The sequence below is a fragment of the Pigmentiphaga sp. H8 genome, from assembly GCF_003854895.1.
Classification (GTDB): domain Bacteria; phylum Pseudomonadota; class Gammaproteobacteria; order Burkholderiales; family Burkholderiaceae_B; genus Pigmentiphaga.
Genome location: NZ_CP033966.1, coordinates 5,174,179 through 5,190,461, shown reverse-complemented (window position 1 = coordinate 5,190,461; position 16,283 = coordinate 5,174,179). Strand labels below are relative to the sequence as shown.

Sequence of the window (16,283 nt, the reverse complement as noted above, 5' to 3'; positions counted from 1 at the left end):
GGAACCTTTCCATGATTGCCATCAAGCACGTTTCCCAGGTCTTCGCCGTCGGCAAGGGCGAGCGGCATGTCGCGCTGTCCGACATTTCCCTGGACCTTCGCGACGGCGAGTTCATTTCCATCCTCGGTCCTTCGGGCTGCGGCAAGTCCACGCTGCTGTACATCGTGGGCGGATTCGTCAAGCAGACCTCGGGCTCGGTCGAGATCGACGGCCGGCCGGTCACCGGTCCCGGCCCGGACCGCGGGCCGGTGTTCCAGGAGTTCGCGCTCTATCCATGGAAGACGGTGCTGGGCAACGTGGCCTACGGCCTGCGCCAGCAGGGTGTGGCCCGGGCGCCGGCCGAGGCCCGGGCGCGCGAGCTGCTGGCCATGGTGGGCCTGTCGGGCTACGAGAATTTCTACGCCAAGCAGTTGTCGGGCGGCATGAAGCAGCGGGTGGCCATCGCCCGCACGCTGGCCTACAACCCCGCCGTCCTCCTGATGGACGAGCCGTTCGGCGCGCTGGATGCGCATACCCGCAACCGCCTGCAGAACGACCTGCTCAAGATCTGGGAGCGCGACCGCAAAAGCGTCCTGTTCGTCACCCACAGCGTGGAAGAGGCGGTCTATCTGTCGGACCGCGTCGTGGTGCTGACCAAGTCGCCGGGCCGCATCAAGGAAATCGTCGACATCGACCTGCCCCGGCCGCGCGTGCGCGCCGAACTGCTGCTCAATCCGCGCTATCAGCAATACGTCATCGACATCGAGGCGATGATCGACAACCAGCCCGAGCAGGAGGAAGCGGCGTGAAGAAGGTGCTGCGAGCGCCGGGCGTTTCCGCGCTGCTGGTATGCCTGGGGCTGCTGGTGGCGTGGGAGCTTGCCGCGCGCCTGTACGACAACCCCGGCCTGCCGACGGCCGCGCAGGCGCTGGCCGAACTGCCGCGCATCTTCGCCGATCCGCAGGCGGCCTTCGACATCCTGGATTCGCTGCGGCGCATGCTGATCGGCTTCGTGCTTGCCTTGATGGTGGCGGGCCCCATCGGCCTCCTGATGGGCCGCTCGCCGCTGGTCGAGACGCTGATGAATCCGCTCTTGATGGTGGTCTATCCCATTCCCAAGGCGGCGCTGATGCCGCTCATCATGCTGTGGCTGGGTGTGGGCGATGCTTCCAAGATCCTGGTCGTGTTCCTGGGGGTCAGCCTGCCCCTGCTGTACCACAGCTACCAGGGCGCGCGCGCGGTCGAGGAAAAGATGCTGTGGTCCGCCGCCGCCATGGGGATGAACGGCGCGCAGCGCATGTTCCGGATCGTGTTGCCGGCCGCGCTGCCGGAAATCCTGACCGGCTGCCGCACCGGCATCGTGATGGGCCTGATCACCATGATCACCAGCGAAATGATCGCGCGCCAGACCGGCGCGGGCAACATCCTGTTCAACGCCATGGACATGGCCCAGTACGAGACCGTGTACGCCATGATCATCGTCATCGGCGTCCTGGGCATCGTGCTCGACATGTGCTTCGAGGCCGTGCGCGCGCGGCTGACCCGCTGGGCCGACCGGCAGTCCGATGCCACCGTGGAGGCGCTATGAAGCCGGCCCGCCGCATTTCCCCGCTCATCGGCATCCTGCCCCTCATCCTGATCCTGGCCGCGTGGCAAGGGCTGGCCATGTCGGGCCGGGTCACGGAAAACCAGCTGCCCAGCCTGTACGTCGTCGTCATGCGGCTGTTCGAGCAACTGGCCTCGCCGGCCTACCTGTCCGACGTCGGCATCACCTTGTTCCGGCTGTTCGTGGGCTTCTTCATCGCCCTGGTGCTGGGCGTGGGCCTGGGCATGGCGGCGGCCCGGTCGCGCGTCGGCGCCGCGGTCGTGGTGCCCGTCGTCCGGGTGCTGGGCCCGATTCCCAAGGTGGCGCTTTATCCGGCCTTCATCCTGTTGCTGGGCTTCGACCATTCGTCCAAGATCGCGCTGGTCGTGGCCGACGCCGCCTTTCCCATCCTGCTGGCGACGCTGCACGGAGCACGGTCGGTGGAACCCAAGCTGATCTGGTCGGCGCTGGCCGCCGGCACGCCGCGTTCGCGCATCGTGACCTCCATCGTCCTGCCGGCGGCCATGCCGTCCATCCTGACCGGCTGCCGCATCGGCCTCGTCATTTCCTGCGTGGTGGTGTTCCTGGCGGAGATGATCACGTCCACCGACGGTCTCGGCCACCAGCTCGTGATCGCCTCGCGCAGCTTCCTGACCGTCGACATGTTCGTCGCGCTGATCGCGATCTCGCTGCTGGGCCTGGTGCTGAACTTCCTGCTGGGGCGCGCCCGCCGGTTCTTCCTGCGCGGCTTTCCCGAAGAATCCTGAAACCGTGCCCGCCCTTGTATCGAACCTGACCTGATCCCGCCATGATCCGATTCTCGGCCAACCTGTCCATGCTGTTCCTCGAGGTGCCCGAACTCGAACGGCCGGCCGCCGCCCGCCGGGCCGGCTTCGATGCCGTCGAGGTCCAGTTTCCCTATGGCCACGAGGCCGGACAGTGGCGCGACGCGCTCCAGGCCGCGGGGGTCGACCTGGCGCTGTGCAACGTGCCCGCGGGCGACCTGATGTCGGGCGGACAGGGCCTGGCGGGGGTGCCGGGAAGGCAGGCCGCCTTCCGCGAGGCGGTGGCGCAGGCCGCACAGGTGGCGCAGGTGCTGCGGCCCCGCCACATCAACGTGCTGGCCGGCTGCCCCGGGCCCGAGCACGAACGCGAGCGCTGCCTGGACACGCTGGCCGGCAACCTGGCCCATGCCGCGCAGGTCCTGGGCGACCTGGGCATAGGCGTGGTGACCGAAGCGGTCAACACCGTGGACCGCCCCCGCTACCTGATCGACACCACGCGGGCCGCGCTCGAGGTCATCGACCGCGCGGGGCATCCCAACCTGCGCATCCAGTACGACCTCTATCACATGCAGATCATGGAGGGCGACCTGATCCGCAGCCTGCGCACCCACTGCGCGCGCATCGGCCACATCCAGTTCGCCGACACGCCGGGGCGCCATGAACCGGGCACGGGCGAGATCCATTTCGCGAACGTGTTCGCCGCGCTGGATGAACTGCCTTATGACGGCTTCGTCGGCGCCGAGTACGTGCCTTCGGGGCGGACCGAGGACACGCTGGGCTGGATGCAGGGGCGCCGCCGCTGAGGCGGTTATGAAAGTCGATGCCTTTTATCGGCTTATGGCGGGATGACGGTATGCTAGGATTCGAGCCCTGTGCCGCCTAGCGCCAGGGGGGAGCAGCGCGGCACGCTACCGGGGGGAACCGGGTGGTTTTCAAGCAGACTGCGCCGCGAGCCAGGAGCCGGCGATGACCGTTCCGGCAAGCGTGCGCGCATCGATCATCGTGCCGGTCAGGAACGGGCAACGCTTTCTGGCGCAGGCCCTGGCCAGCATCGTCGGCAATGCGTCGGCCGTCGACGAACTGATCGTCATCGACGACGGCTCGACGGATGGCACGGCCGGGATCCTGGATGCCTTCTTGCAGGACCACGCCTGCCTGTGCCTGAGGTCGGACGGCGTCGGGCCGGCCGCTGCCCGCAATCTGGGGCTGGAGGTGGCGGCGGGACGCTTCGTCGCGTTCCTCGATCATGACGACCAATGGCCCGCGGGCCGTCTCGATGCGCATTGCCAGGAACTGGAACGGCATGATGCCGCCGTGATCATGGGCAGGACGCAATACCTGATCGAGGATGCGGCGCAAGCGTCGCGCTTCCGGTTTCCCGACGGCCAGCAAGCCGGCCATTTGCATCACCTGGGCGCCAGTACCTTTCGGCGGGAGGTCTTCGCGCGGCACGGCCGGTTCGATCCGGCCCTGCGTTTCAGCGAGGACCAGGATTTCTTCCTGCGCCTGATGGACGCCGGCTGCGATATCCGCCGGGTGCCGGAAATTGGCCTGCTGTACCGGGTCCACGAAACGAATATGACCCGTGGCGTTCCGACGCGCAACCTGGGCCTGTTCCAGGTACTGCATGCCTCGATCCAGAGGCGGCGCGCGGCGGGATCCCGGGCAGTTTGATCCTTCACGTATTTGGAAAGCGCAGCATCATGGATTTCTCCAGCTCGTACACGCTACAGTCGCCGCCGTGCATCGCCGAGGTGGTCGGCAATGAAACCATCGTGATCAACCTGGACGTCGGCAATTACTACAACCTCCAGGGTACGGCGGTCGAGGTCTGGCAGGCCCTGATGAACGGCGTCACGCCGGAGCAGCTGGCCAGCGCCAACGGCTGGAGCGACGCCGCGCGCGACGCGTTGGGCAAGCTGGTGCGGCAGGCGCTGGACGAACAGATACTGGTCGCGGCGCCGAGTCCGGCCGATGTCGCCGTGCCCGCCATCCAGATCGCCGATCCCGCCGAACTGACCATGGCGGTCTACGCCGACATGCAGGAAATCCTGGGGCTGGACCCGATCCACGAGACCGACGTGGTGGCGGGCTGGCCGCAAAAACCCGCCTGAGGTCATGGCGTACCGGCAATGGTTCGATGAACTGGCTGACCGGCTGACGCCGTTCGGCCGGGCGCAGGGGGACTGGGTAGTCCATGCCGTGCGTGCCGGTCCGGTTCGTTTCGACGTGATCGCGGATGCCCGGTCGGGCTTTGCCGACATCGTCCGCGCGTTCTACGCGGCAACGAAGCTGGATCGCCCCGAGCCCGGTGTCTTCCAGGTCTGGTGCCTGGACGGACGCCATGAGCGCACCCTGCCCAGGCTGCGCCTGTCGGGCGCCGAGACCCGTGCCTGTTTCGAAGCGGCCAGGCAGGGGGCGACGCAGCAGTTGCTGTTGCCGGATCCCGAGCGGGGATTGATCACGGCTTTCGACGCCTCGCGCGGCCTGGGCGTGTTCCATGCCCCGGATTGCGCGCGGCTGCCGCCCTGGGAACGCTATTCGCCGCTCAAGTGTTTCGTCCATCTTCTGGCCTTGCAGGCGGGTGCGTGGCTGGCGCATGGCGGCAGCGTGGCGGATGCCCGGGGGCGGGGCGTGCTGCTGGCGGGGCCGGGCGGCTCGGGCAAGTCCACCACGACGCTGGACCTGCTGAGGCAGGGCATGCGTTCGGCGGGCGACGACTATGCCGTGCTCGCGCCTGGCGGGGACGCCTGCCAGGTCCATACGGTGTATCGCACGCTCAAGCTGCATCCGAGCGCGCCGCTGGCAAGCGGTTCCGGCCTGGGAGGCGAACCCTGGGAAGTGGACGCCATGACCGGCAAGCAGGTGCTGCTGGCCAACCGCGCGGGCGAGGGCGGCAGGCTGGTTCCGAACTTTCGCCTGGCCGCCATCGCCGGGCTGCGATTGGCGCCGGAAGCGGGCGCGGCACCGGCCCGCGCGGCGCCCGGGTTCATGCATTTCGCGCTGAGCAGCGTGCAGCAGGCGCCCTACTGGGCGGACCGCTCGCTGGCCATGGCCAAGCGGGTCTACGAGGTGGCGCCCTATGTCGACGTGCCCATCGCCCGCGGGGCGGCGGGCCTGTCGGGGGCCGGCCGTCGCATTTTGGAAATCTTGGAGAGGTGATGGTCGTTTCCGGTCTTTCGGTCGTGATCCCGGTGTTCAACGGTGCCTGTTTCGTGGAGGAAGCGGTCGACAGCGTGCTGGCGCAGTCGGCGCCGCCGCGCGCGTTGCAGGTCTGCCTGATCAACGATGCGTCCACCGACGGCAGCGATGCCGTGTGCCGCCAATTGGCGCAACGCCACCGCGCCGTCGAATATGTCGCGCTGCCACGCAACCTGGGCGTGGCCGGGGCGCGCAACGAAGGCATACGCCGCGCCCGCCATGAGTACCTGGCATTCCTGGACCAGGACGACCGCTGGATGGCCGACAAGCTGGCCTTGCAGGGAGCGGTGTTCGCCGAACGTCCGGACACGAGCCATGTGCTGGGCATGCAGAGGTTCTTCCTGGATGGCGTGAGCGACTATCCGTCCTGGTGCCGTGGCCATTGGAAGGAGGGCCCGCAGCCGGGCTATCTGCTCAGCGCCTTGCTGATCAGAACGGAGCGCTTCCGGCAGATCGGGATGCTGGACGAGGCCTACCTCTACAGCGACGACGTGGACTGGTTCGCCCGCGCGCGGCAGGCCGGCGGCACCGAGGTCATGCTGCCCGACATCGTGCTGGACCGGCGCCTGCATGCCCATAACGCTTCCGCCCTGGCCGCGCGCGCCAGCCACGAACTGCTGCACGTGATCAAGGCCAAATTGGAGCGCCACCGATGAAGACCAGCGTGATCATGCCCGCCTACAGGGCTTCCGCCTACATCGCCCAGGCGCTGCGCTCGGCGCTGGATGAACTGGCGCCCGGCGACGAAGTGATCGTGGTCGACGATGCCTCTCCCGACGACATTCGGGCCATCGTGGAACAGGTGGACGACCCGCGCATCCGCTACCGCCGCCTGCCGCGCAACGGTGGCGCGGCCGCCGCCCGCAACGCAGGACTGGCGATGGCCGGGGGCGACCTGATCCAGTTCCTGGACGATGACGACCTGTGGGTGCCGGGCCGGCAGGCCGTGGTGCTGGACTTGATGGCGGCGCCGTCGGTCGGGGTCGTGTCCGGTTGGGTCGAACACTTCCTGAGTCCCGACATGCCGCCGGAGGCGCGTCAGCGCTACGTGCTGCCGCCGCCCCAGGCCGCGGTCCTGGGCGGCTCCACCGCGATACGCCGCGAACTGCTCGAACGGGTGGGGGATTTCGACACCGGTCTGGTCAGCGGCGAATTCATCGACCTGGCTTCGCGCCTGATGGCGACGCAGGCCGGCTGGGCGCGCTCCGACGCGCTGTTCCTGCGCCGGCGCATACATGGCGGGAACCACACGCTTTCCAAGGCCGGGCACGGCGCCGCCTATCTGGCGGTGGTGCGCGCCCATCTGCAGCGGCAGCGGGGGCTGGCATGATCTCCCTGTTCGGGGTCGCCGATCCGACCGTCCAGCGAGCGCTTCTGGAGTTGTCATTCGCGGCCCGGCCAGCCGAACGCGACCTGGCCGTGCTGGAACAGGCCATCCAGGCGGATGCGCTGACCGATGGGCAGCGCCGCATGCTGCCTTTGGTGGCCAAGCGCCTGCCCGATGGCGGCTTGAGTCCGTTCGCCGAATCGCGCGTGCGGGGGACCTACAAGCACACCTTGTATCGCAATCACCTGCTGCTGGATCGTGCCCAGCGGCTGCGCCAGGCATTGTTGCAGGCCGGGTGGGGAGAGTGCGTGTTCTTGAAAGGCGTGGCGACGGCGCTGACGAACCCCCACGGGCTGGGGGCTCGGCCGATGGCGGATATCGATCTGCTGTTGACCGGTGTCCAGCGCCGGCCACAGGAGATCCTGGAGTTCTTTGGTGCGCAAGGCATGCTCAAGAAGGGAGCCTCGTTGCGCTCCATTACCTGGGTCAGTCCGGAGGGCTTCGAGTTCGATGTGCACTGGTATCTGCACAACTGGGCGCTTCGGCAATCCAGCGTCGATCGCATGTATGCCGAGGCGCATGTCATCGAGCATGGCAAGGGCCGTTTTACGATTCCTTGTCCCGAGCACAATCTGGCGCACATCCTGGCACACGGACTCTTGACTCCATCTGTGCACTATGACGCGCGTTGGTCGGTCGATGCGCTGTCCATGCTGGTCCAGCGTCCGGTGCTCGACCCAGCTCGCTTCCACTCCTTTGTCAATGAGTTCACGGTTCCTGATGCGGTCCGGGTTGCGATGCGGATGCTGGTGGAGCAGACACCCGAGTCCATAAATTTCGACCGCGACGCCGTGAAGGAACTGGCCTCGGGAGTCCGGCGCGGCCGGCCTGGTTCGTTCGGGCTGTACTACCGTCAGCCCGGCCCGGGGGATGTTCCGGGTCAGGTAGCGAGAACGTCCCTGCGATACTATCTGAAGGCGATGGTTCGCTTGCGGCTGCTAGAGCCGATGCAGTTGGCTCGCTACAACGGCGAATCATTCTGGACCGGTGTGCGGGCCATCGATTTTCCCCCTGTCAGTACACCGGAGTTCGGCCGCTGGGTATTGCGTGGCATCCGTCGAGTGTTGAAGTCACGTTGGTCCGAGCGTGCCAGTGTCAGGCTCAAGTCATGAGCCGAAATCGGTCACTTTCGGAGCCGGCAGCGCTGCAACTGGTGCAGCGCCTGTGGCATTGGATGCCTGGCCGGGATCGTCGTCAGTTGATAAATCTGTTGCCGCTTGCCCTTCTGGTCTCGGCAACTGAGATCCTGACCATCGGTTCGGTCGTCCCGGTACTGATCATGCTGGTCGACCCCGCCGGCCTGTCCATGTGGGACCGGCTGACCACGTGGGTGCCCGCGCTGGCTTCCATGGACCCGGCACAGGTGCTGGGCGCCGGCATGGCCACGCTGGCGCTGGCCGCCCTGGCCACGGGGGTGCTGCGGGTATGCCTGGTGGCGCGCCTGCAGCATGCGGCCCAGCGTATCGGGCAAGATCTGGCGCGGGCTTGCCTGGACCGCACGCTGCACCTGCCATTCCCGGCGCATACCGAGCGCCATTCCAGCGATACCCTCAGCATCCTGTCGTACAAGGTGACCGTCGTGGCATCGCAGGTCGTGGTGCCCTGCATCCTGATCTGCACGTCCTCGATCATCGCGCTGGCCATCGTCGCTTTCCTGCTGATGGTCAGCGCGCCCATCGCGGGCGGGCTGGCGCTTGCCTTCGGGCTGATCTACGGCGGCATCGCGGTCCTGTCCAGACGCCGCCTGCTGGACTCGGGCCGGCGCATCGCCGTCAACCATGGCCGCGCCCTGCAGGCGGCGCAGGAAAGCCTGGGGGCGATCCGCGACGTGCTGCTGTCGGGCCAGCAGCGCAGCTACGTGCAGGCCTACGGCCAGCACGAGGCCGAGTTCAGGAAGGCGCAGGCCGAGAACAATACGCTGGTGCAGTCCCGTCGCTACGTGGTCGAGACCATCGGGCTGCTGCTGGTGATCGCGTTGACGTATGGGCTGACGCGCACGGCGATGCCCTCGGGCATGATCATCCCGGTGCTGGGCGTGTTCGTGCTGGCCACCCAGCGGCTGTTGCCGGTGCTGCACCAGATCTATTCGGGCTGGGCCACCCTTAACGGCGCGGCGCCCGTGCTGCGGGACGTGCTGGATGCGCTGCCCGCCGTGCCAGGCGATCGTTTGCCGGATCACCGGCAACTGAGCCTGCACGACAGCTTCGGGCTGGTCGAGGCCAGCTATTGCCATCCGGGGCGCGTCGAACCCGTGATCGAGCGGCAGACGCTGCTGATCCGCCGGGGCGAGCGCGTGGGCGTGGTGGGAAGCAGCGGCGCCGGCAAGAGCACGCTGCTGGACCTGCTGTCGGGCTTGCGGGCGCCGCAGTCGGGTGCGCTGTGGGTCGACGGACGGGCATTGGCGCCCGCGGATATGCCGCTGTGGCAGCGCAAGATCGCCTATGTGCCGCAAAGCATCTTCTTGTCCAGTGCCAGCATCCGCCAGAACATCGCCTTCGGCGTCGATCCGGCCGCCATCGACGAGGACTTGGTGCGATGGGCGGCGCGACGGGCGTGCCTGGACGGCATGATCGACCAATTGCCGCGAGCTTATGAAACGCCCTGTGGCGAAGGCGGCGTCCGGCTGTCGGGCGGCCAGCGCCAGCGGCTGGGCATCGCGCGGGCGCTTTATCAGCGCAAGGAGGTGCTGATCCTGGACGAGCCGACCAGTGCCCTGGATGCCGCCGTCGAGGCAGAACTGCTGGGAGTCATCCGCGGGCTGCCTTCCGAGACCACGGTCATCGTGGTCTCACATCGCCCCAGCACGCTGGATTTCTGCGACCGCATCCTGCGAGTCGAAGCGGGACGGATCCGGACCGTCGATTGACCGGACGCCCGCCTCGCGCCGACGATCGCCGGTGCGAGCCAACCCGATCGCATCCCCGACGAGGATTATCGCCGGACTGCCCAAGCCTGCTTCGCGCGCATCGTCCGCGAGCCGGCCCAGCCGGGTAACCAGCCTGGTCTCGCGTGGCGTCGAGGCCCACTGCACCACCGCTGCCGGCGTGCTTGGCGGCAGGTGCGCCAGCAGGCTGGCCGTTACTTCCTCGATGCGCCGCATGCCCATGTAGATGACCAGCGTGGTCCGGCTGCGCGCCAATGCCTGCCAGTCCGGCGGCAAGCCGTCCTGCGTGTGGGCGGTGACGAAGCTCACGCCGTGGCAGTGGTCCCGGTGCGTGAGCGAGATGCCCAGCGCCGCGGCGGCCGCCATGCCGGAACTGATGCCGTTCACCAGTTCGACCTCGATGCCGGCGGCTTCCAGGAAGGCGATTTCCTCGCCCGCGCGCCCGAACATCAGGGCTTCGCCACCCTTGACGCGGACCACCGTCCGGCCTTGCAGCGCGTAGCGGCGCATCAGCCGCTGGATGAAGGGCTGGGGCGTGGAGCGGCAGCCGCCGCGCTTGCCCACGCGCAGCACGCGTGCCCGCGGCGCGAGTTCGGCGATGTCGGGCGGCACCAGTTCGTCCAGCAGCAGCACCTCGGCCGACAGCAGGGCGCGCACCGCCTTGCGGGTCAACAGGTCGGGGTCGCCGGGGCCGGCGCCCATCAGGATCACTCGTCCTGGCTTCATGTCATCGTCCTCGTCGATGCGGAGTCATGCCGACATCCGCGAGGTCCCGCACAGGCGGGACAGTTCCGGCACGCAGGATCCGCACACGGTCCCGCAGCCCAGCGTGGTTTTCAGCGCCGCGACGTCGGCGCCGCGCGCGATGGCGGCGGCAATGGCCGATTCCGGCACGCCCTTGCATTGGCAGATCGTGCGGTCACGCGCGGGGGCGCTGCCGTCCGGGGTGAACACCCGCAGGCGCGAGCCGCTCCACGGCGCGTCGGACAGCAGGCGCTCGATCAGCGGTTCCGCGTGACTGGCGTCGCCGGCCAACAGGAAGGCGCGCAGCCGGCCGGTTTCCCAGCGCGCGCATTTGCGCACGCCCTGGCCACGGTCGCGGTACTCCAGGACGTCGGGACTCGCGCCCATACCTAGCGCGCCGGCCAGCGCGTTCAGCCAGGCTTCGTCCGGAGCCGCCATCGCGGCGGTCAGCGCGAGTACGGAGCGCGCGGCGTCGCCGCGCAAACCCAGCGCCGCATAGCCGCACGGCGCCAGCAGGGGCTGCAGGGCGGCGCGCAGCCGCAGCGCGTCTTCCTGGTCCGTGGCCTCGATCGCGGCGCGTATCCTCCATCCCAGGTCCGCCTTCTCGACCCGGACCGCGCTGTGCTTGAGCTCGGGCTGGAAGGATTTGTCGTCCACGGCGGCATTGCAGACTTCGTTGATGCCGCCGCTGTTCAGGAACTGTGCGTTCCAATGCATGGCCGCGAACAGGCTGCCCGGCGGCAGGTCGTCCGTCAGCCGCAGCGGCAGCACCATCGCGCCGTCGCGGCTGGCCACGCGCACCAGGTCGCCGTCGGACAGCCCGCGCCGGACGGCGTCGGCCGGATGCATGTCCAGCGTGGGGTCGGGCGCGTGCGAGAACGCCTGGGCCAGGCGGCCGGTGCGGCTCATGCCGTGCCATTGGTCGCGCAGCCGGCCCGTCGTCAGGTGGAAAGGATGGCGCGCGCTGGTCGCCACCGCCACGGGCCGGTAGGAAACCGGTTGGAAGCGCGCGCGGCCGGATCCGGTCGCATAGCGGCCATCGGTGTAGCGGCGCGCGAGGCCCGCTTGCCGGCCGGGAAGGAAGGGCCATTGCTGGGGGCCGCACGCCTCGAGCAGATCGTAGTCCAGGCCGCCGATGTCCAGGTCGCGGCCGCGGGTCAGTGCCCGGTGTTCGTCGAAGATCTCGCGCGGCGCCTGGTAGGGGAACAGGTCCGGCGCGTCTGGGCGGAGCAGCGCCTGCATGCGCCGCCCGACCTCGGCCGCGATGCGCCAGTCGGCAAGGGCTTCGCCCGGAGGCGCCACGGCGGGCCGCACGCGCGAGATGCGACGTTCCGAATTGGTCACGGTGCCATCCTTCTCGCCCCAGCTGGAGGCCGGTAGCAGCACGTCGGCGTAGGCCACGGTGTCGGTGTCGGCATAAGCTTCCTGCACCACCACCAGCTCGGCCTGGCGCAGCGCGCGGCGCACGGCGGCGAGATCCGGCAGGGAATGGGCCGGGTTGGTGCAGGCTATCCATATCGCCTTGACCTTGCCGGTCTCCAGGGCCTGGAACATGTCCACGGCGGCCAGGCCCGGCCGGTCGGAAACGGCGTCCACGCCCCAGAAGGCGGCCACTTCGGCCCGGTCCGTCTTGCTGGCGATGTCCCGATGGGCGGCCAGCATGGTGGCCATGCCCCCGACCTCGCGGCCGCCCATGGCGTTGGGCTGGCCGGTCAGCGAAAAGGGGCCCGCGCCCGCGCGGCCGATCTGGCCGGTGGCCAGATGCAGGTTGATCAGGGCCAGGTTCTTGTCCGTGCCATGGCTGGACTGGTTCAGGCCCATGCAGTACAGCGACAGCGTGGCCGGACTGCGGGCGAACCACTCCGCCGCCTGGCACAGGTCGCGTTCGCGGATGCCGCACAAGGCCGCGGCCACCGACGGGGGCGTGTCGCGCACCAGGCGCTTGACGGCGTCGAAGCCTTCGGTGCTGTCCGCGATGTGCGCGGCGTCCAGCCAGCCTTCCCAGATCAGGTGGTGCAGCATGCCGTTGAACAGCGCGACGTCGGTGCCCGGCTGGATCGGCAGGTGCAGGTCGGCCATCGCCGCGGTGTCGGTGCGCCGCGGGTCCACGACGATCCAGCGCGTGCCGGGCCGCGCCTCGCGCGCGGCTTCCAGCCGGCGATACAGCACGGGATGCGCATAGGCCATGTTGCTGCCGGCGATCAGCACCGTGTGCGCGTGATCCAGGTCCTCGTAGCAGGTGGGCGGCCCGTCCGCGCCCAGCGACAGCTTGTACCCGGTCACGGCGCTGGACATGCACAGGCGCGAGTTGGTGTCGATGTTGTTGGTGCCGACCAATCCCTTGGCCAGCTTGTTGAAGACGTAGTAGTCCTCGGTCAGCAACTGCCCGGATACATAGAAGGCCACGGCATCGGGGCCGTACCGCCGCACGACGTCGGCCAGCCGGGTGGCCACGTGGTCCAGCGCGGTATCCCAATCGACCGGCGCGAGCGGCGCATCGCGCCGCGGCCGCCAGGCCGGACGCAGCGCGCGGCCGGCATCGCTGTGCGCGGTCTGCGCCAGCGACAAGCCCTTCGAGCACAGCCTGCCGGCATTGGCGGGGTGATCGGGGTCGCCGCGCACGCCCGTGATGCGGCCGCCCTCGCTGTCGATCAGGACGCCGCAGCCCACGCCGCAGTAGCAGCAGGTCGATGCGGTGGTTCGTGGCTCGTCCATGACGTCCTCCCGTCCTCAATCCAGGCCCAGGTACACCACGCCCTCGTCCACGCGCACGGGGAAGCGCCGCGCGCATCCCTCGTCGGGAGCCCGGGCGCGGCCGTCTTCCAGCCCGAGCTGCCAGCCGTGCAGCGGGCAGGTCACCGATTCGCCGTGCACGATGCCTTGCGACAGCGGCCCGGCCTTGTGGGGACAGCGGTCCAGCAGCGCGAAGACCTTGTCCTGGGCGGTGCGGAACACCGCCAGGTTGCCCTCCGCGCGCTCGACGACGCGGCTGCCCAGGCGCGGGATGTCGTCGACCCGGCACAGGCGTATCCAGGGGGGGGCGGCGTTGGCGTTCATCATGCGATTTCCTCGGAGACCAGTTTCAGGGGGATGTATTCGCGGGCGGCCTTGCCGTCCACCCGTTCGGCCCAGGGGTCGCGCAGGCCCTGCAAGGCATGCAGCAAGCGCTCGTGCAGCGCGCGCCGGCCCTCGGCGTCCTCGACGATCCGGCGCTTGATGTAGTCCAGGCCCACGCGCTCGATGTAGTGCACGGTCCGGTCCAGGTACCAGGCCTCCTCCCGGTAGAGCTGCAGGAAGGCGCCGGCATATTCCTTGACCTCCTCCGGCGTCCGGACCTTGGCCAGGAACTGCGCCACCTCGGTCTTGATGCCGCCGTTGCCGCCCACGTAGATCTCCCAGCCGCTGTCGACCGCGATCACGCCCACGTCCTTGATGCCCGATTCGGCGCAGTTGCGCGGGCAGCCCGAAACCGCCAGCTTGACCTTGTGGGGGCTCCACATGTTGGCCAGCATGGTCTCCAGTTCGATGCCCATCTGCGTGCTGTTCTGCGTGCCGAAGCGGCAGAACTCCATGCCCACGCAGGTCTTCACGGTACGGATGGACTTGCCGTAGGCATGGCCGGAGTTCATGCCCAGGTCGCGCCAGACGGACACCAGGTCTTCCTTCTTCACGCCCAGCAGGTCGATGCGCTGTCCGCCCGTGACCTTGACCATGGGAATGGCGTACTTGTCCGCCACGTCGGCGATGCGGCGCAGCTCGGCGGCGTTGGTCACGCCGCCTTTCATCTGCGGCACCACCGAGAACGTGCCGTCCTTCTGGATGTTGGCGTGCGCGCGTTCGTTGATGAAGCGGCTTTGCGGGTCGTCCACCGCCTCGTGCGGCCAGGTCGAAACCAGGTAGTAGTTGATCGCGGGCCGGCAGGTGCTGCAGCCGTTGGGCGTGCGCCAGTCCATGAAGTCGTGGACCTGGGCGTGGCTCAGCAGCCGGTGTTCGCGTATGGCCTGGCGCAGCGCCGCGTGGCTGTGGTCGGTACAGCCGCACACGGCCTTGGTCTTGGGCGCTTCCTGGAAATTGGAGCCCAGCGTGTTCATCAGGATCTGTTCCACCAGGCCGGTGCACGAGCCGCAGGAACTGGCGGCCTTGGTGTGTTTCTTGACGTCGTCCACGGTGAACAGGCCCTGGTCCTGGATGGCGCGCACGATGGTGCCCTTGCAGACGCCGTTGCAGCCGCACACCTCGTCGGCGTCCTGCATGGCGGCCGCGCGGCTCTGCCCCTGCACGCCGGCGTCGCCCACGCTCGATTCGCCGAACATCAGGCGATCGCGCAGTTCGCCGATGGCCCGGCCGTCCCGCAAGAGCTTGAAGTACCATGCGCCGTCCACCGTATCGCCGTACAGGCAGGCGCCCACCAGCTTGTCGTCCTTGATGACCAGCCGCTTGTAGACGCCGCCGGCCGGGTCGGACAGCACGATGTCCTCGGTGTCGGTGCCGCCGGTGAAGTCGCCGGCCGAGAACAGGTCTATGCCCGTGACCTTGAGCTTGGTCGACAGCACCGAGCCCTTGTACGCGCCGTAGCCCAGCTCGGCCAGGTGGTTGGCGGCCACCTTGGCCATCTCGAACAGCGGCGCCACCAGGCCATAGGCGGTGCCGCGATGATTGACGCATTCGCCCACGGCGTAGATGCGCGGATCGAAGGTCTGCAGCACGTCGTTGACGACGACGCCGTGGCGGCAGTGCAGGCCGGCGGCCTCGGCCAGCGCCGTGTTGGGCCGGATGCCCACGGCCATCACCACCAGGTCGGTGTCGATTTCCGAGCCGTCCTTGAAACGCACGCCGCGCACGCGGCCGGCCTCGTCGCCCAGGATCTCGCTGGTCGAGCGGCCCAGCAGGAAATCCAGTCCGCGATCGGCCAGCGAGGCCTCCAGCATCTTGCCCGCCGTGCGGTCGAGCTGGCGCTCCAGCAGCCACTCGCCCAGATGCACCACGCTTACGTCCATGCCGCGCAGCTTCAGGCCGTTGGCCGCCTCCAGGCCCAGCAGGCCGCCGCCGATGACGACCGCGCGTCGCTGGGTGCGGGCCGCCGCGATCATCTTCTGCGTGTCGTGGATGTCGCGATAGGTGATGACCCCGTCCAGGTCCTTGCCCGGGATCGGCAGGATGAAGGGGGTGGATCCGGTGGCCAGCAGCAGGCGGTCATAGGGTGCCTCGGTGCCGTCGGCCGCCACCACCACGCGGCGCCGCCTGTCGATGCGCGCGACCGGTGTGCCGGTGCGCAGGGCGATGCCGTGCTGCTCGTACCAGGACAAGGGGTTGAGCACGATGTCCTGGAAATCCTGCTCGCCGGCCAGGACCGGCGACAGCAGGATGCGGTTGTAGTTCGGGTGCGGCTCGGCGCCGAAGACCGTGATGTTGTAGCGGTCGGGCGCCAGCGCCAGCAGCTCTTCCAGCGTGCGTATGCCCGCCATGCCGTTGCCCACCACAACCAGTTTCGCTCTGTTCATCATGTTCGACTCGGTCAGACTGTTCCGGAAGCGACAACGGCGTCCCGCCGCAGCGGGGCTGCGAGGGGACGCCGTTGTCCGGGTTCGGGCCGCGCAAGCGGCCGTATCCGGTATTAAGCAAGGGGCGTGCCGGCCCGGCGCAAGAGCAGGGATGCCCGGTGTATGCGGGCGGGATGCAGGATGGATGGGGGAAGCGGGCCTGGCGCGGTGCACCGGC

General features: G+C 68.6%; 15 protein-coding genes. 11 read left to right on the top strand and 4 right to left on the bottom strand.

All coding sequences use genetic code 11. From position 1 onward, the window contains the following. Positions 1 to 11 precede the first annotated feature (11 nt). From EGT29_RS24435 to EGT29_RS24385, 11 genes are all read left to right on the top strand, one after another. Complete coding sequence (locus EGT29_RS24435) at positions 12 to 788, top strand: ABC transporter ATP-binding protein (RefSeq protein WP_124691427.1); 777 nt, start codon at positions 12 to 14, stop codon at positions 786 to 788. Next, positions 785 to 1,567, top strand: a complete 783-nt coding sequence (locus EGT29_RS24430) for an ABC transporter permease (protein ID WP_124691426.1) — start codon at positions 785 to 787, stop codon at positions 1,565 to 1,567. Before EGT29_RS24435 ends, EGT29_RS24430 begins: the two co-directional genes overlap by 4 nt. Beyond that, positions 1,564 to 2,331, top strand: coding sequence for an ABC transporter permease (locus tag EGT29_RS24425; protein WP_124691425.1), 768 nt, complete (start codon positions 1,564 to 1,566; stop codon positions 2,329 to 2,331). Before EGT29_RS24430 ends, EGT29_RS24425 begins: the two co-directional genes overlap by 4 nt. A gap of 41 nt (positions 2,332 to 2,372) precedes the next feature. After that, entirely contained in the window at positions 2,373 to 3,152 is a 780-nt protein-coding gene (locus tag EGT29_RS24420) for a hydroxypyruvate isomerase family protein (RefSeq protein WP_124691424.1), read from the top strand. A gap of 163 nt (positions 3,153 to 3,315) precedes the next feature. Then, on the top strand, positions 3,316 to 4,023 hold the full coding sequence (locus EGT29_RS24415) for a glycosyltransferase (protein WP_124691423.1): 708 nt from the start codon (positions 3,316 to 3,318) through the stop codon (positions 4,021 to 4,023). A 29-nt stretch (positions 4,024 to 4,052) separates the two neighbouring features. Beyond that, positions 4,053 to 4,463: a PqqD family protein gene (locus tag EGT29_RS24410; RefSeq protein WP_124691422.1), complete on the top strand. Its 411-nt coding sequence runs from the start codon at positions 4,053 to 4,055 to the stop codon at positions 4,461 to 4,463. Positions 4,464 to 4,467: 4 nt separating this feature from the next. Further along, positions 4,468 to 5,511, top strand: a complete 1,044-nt coding sequence (locus tag EGT29_RS24405; RefSeq protein ID WP_124691421.1) for a hypothetical protein — start codon at positions 4,468 to 4,470, stop codon at positions 5,509 to 5,511. Further along, the gene (locus tag EGT29_RS24400) at positions 5,511 to 6,206 is read left to right on the top strand and encodes a glycosyltransferase family A protein (protein WP_124691420.1); all 696 of its coding nucleotides are present in this window, start codon (positions 5,511 to 5,513) and stop codon (positions 6,204 to 6,206) included. The genes EGT29_RS24405 and EGT29_RS24400 overlap by 1 nt, the downstream gene beginning before the upstream one ends. Beyond that, on the top strand, positions 6,203 to 6,880 hold the full coding sequence (locus EGT29_RS24395) for a glycosyltransferase family 2 protein (protein WP_124691419.1): 678 nt from the start codon (positions 6,203 to 6,205) through the stop codon (positions 6,878 to 6,880). The genes EGT29_RS24400 and EGT29_RS24395 overlap by 4 nt, the downstream gene beginning before the upstream one ends. Next, entirely contained in the window at positions 6,877 to 8,049 is a 1,173-nt protein-coding gene (locus EGT29_RS24390; RefSeq protein ID WP_124691418.1) for a nucleotidyltransferase family protein, read from the top strand. Before EGT29_RS24395 ends, EGT29_RS24390 begins: the two co-directional genes overlap by 4 nt. Positions 8,050 to 8,147: 98 nt before the next feature. Continuing rightward, positions 8,148 to 9,803, top strand: a complete 1,656-nt coding sequence (locus tag EGT29_RS24385) for an ABC transporter ATP-binding protein (protein ID WP_161567953.1) — start codon at positions 8,148 to 8,150, stop codon at positions 9,801 to 9,803. Here EGT29_RS24385 and cobA read toward each other — a convergent pair. The 4 genes from cobA to nirB are packed head-to-tail and all read right to left on the bottom strand — an operon-like array spanning position 9,726 to position 16,066. Then, complete coding sequence (gene cobA, locus EGT29_RS24380) at positions 9,726 to 10,547, bottom strand: uroporphyrinogen-III C-methyltransferase (RefSeq protein ID WP_124691416.1); 822 nt, start codon at positions 10,545 to 10,547, stop codon at positions 9,726 to 9,728. The two genes, EGT29_RS24385 and cobA, sit on opposite strands and share 78 nt — an antisense overlap. A gap of 24 nt (positions 10,548 to 10,571) precedes the next feature. Next, positions 10,572 to 13,280 carry a nitrate reductase gene (locus EGT29_RS24375; RefSeq protein WP_124691415.1) on the bottom strand — a complete coding sequence of 903 codons (2,709 nt, stop codon included), beginning with the start codon at positions 13,278 to 13,280 and terminating at the stop codon, positions 10,572 to 10,574. Positions 13,281 to 13,295: 15 nt separating this feature from the next. Beyond that, on the bottom strand, positions 13,296 to 13,625 hold the full coding sequence (gene nirD / locus EGT29_RS24370) for a nitrite reductase small subunit NirD (protein ID WP_124691414.1): 330 nt from the start codon (positions 13,623 to 13,625) through the stop codon (positions 13,296 to 13,298). After that, positions 13,622 to 16,066 (bottom strand): nitrite reductase large subunit NirB, encoded by a 2,445-nt coding sequence (gene nirB / locus EGT29_RS24365; RefSeq protein ID WP_124692498.1) that lies wholly within the window; start codon positions 16,064 to 16,066, stop codon positions 13,622 to 13,624. Before nirB ends, nirD begins: the two co-directional genes overlap by 4 nt. Positions 16,067 to 16,283 lie beyond the last annotated feature (217 nt).

Coding starts and splice junctions, on each gene's coding strand:
- EGT29_RS24410 (WP_124691422.1), top strand. CDS start 4,053: ATGGATTTCTCCAGCTCGTACACGCTACAGTCGCCGCCGTGCATCGCC.
- EGT29_RS24435 (WP_124691427.1), top strand. CDS start 12: ATGATTGCCATCAAGCACGTTTCCCAGGTCTTCGCCGTCGGCAAGGGC.
- EGT29_RS24375 (WP_124691415.1), bottom strand. CDS start 13,280: ATGGACGAGCCACGAACCACCGCATCGACCTGCTGCTACTGCGGCGTG.
- cobA (WP_124691416.1), bottom strand. CDS start 10,547: ATGAAGCCAGGACGAGTGATCCTGATGGGCGCCGGCCCCGGCGACCCC.
- EGT29_RS24400 (WP_124691420.1), top strand. CDS start 5,511: ATGGTCGTTTCCGGTCTTTCGGTCGTGATCCCGGTGTTCAACGGTGCC.
- nirD (WP_124691414.1), bottom strand. CDS start 13,625: ATGATGAACGCCAACGCCGCCCCCCCCTGGATACGCCTGTGCCGGGTC.
- nirB (WP_124692498.1), bottom strand. CDS start 16,066: ATGAACAGAGCGAAACTGGTTGTGGTGGGCAACGGCATGGCGGGCATA.
- EGT29_RS24420 (WP_124691424.1), top strand. CDS start 2,373: ATGATCCGATTCTCGGCCAACCTGTCCATGCTGTTCCTCGAGGTGCCC.
- EGT29_RS24395 (WP_124691419.1), top strand. CDS start 6,203: ATGAAGACCAGCGTGATCATGCCCGCCTACAGGGCTTCCGCCTACATC.
- EGT29_RS24425 (WP_124691425.1), top strand. CDS start 1,564: ATGAAGCCGGCCCGCCGCATTTCCCCGCTCATCGGCATCCTGCCCCTC.
- EGT29_RS24405 (WP_124691421.1), top strand. CDS start 4,468: ATGGCGTACCGGCAATGGTTCGATGAACTGGCTGACCGGCTGACGCCG.
- EGT29_RS24415 (WP_124691423.1), top strand. CDS start 3,316: ATGACCGTTCCGGCAAGCGTGCGCGCATCGATCATCGTGCCGGTCAGG.
- EGT29_RS24390 (WP_124691418.1), top strand. CDS start 6,877: ATGATCTCCCTGTTCGGGGTCGCCGATCCGACCGTCCAGCGAGCGCTT.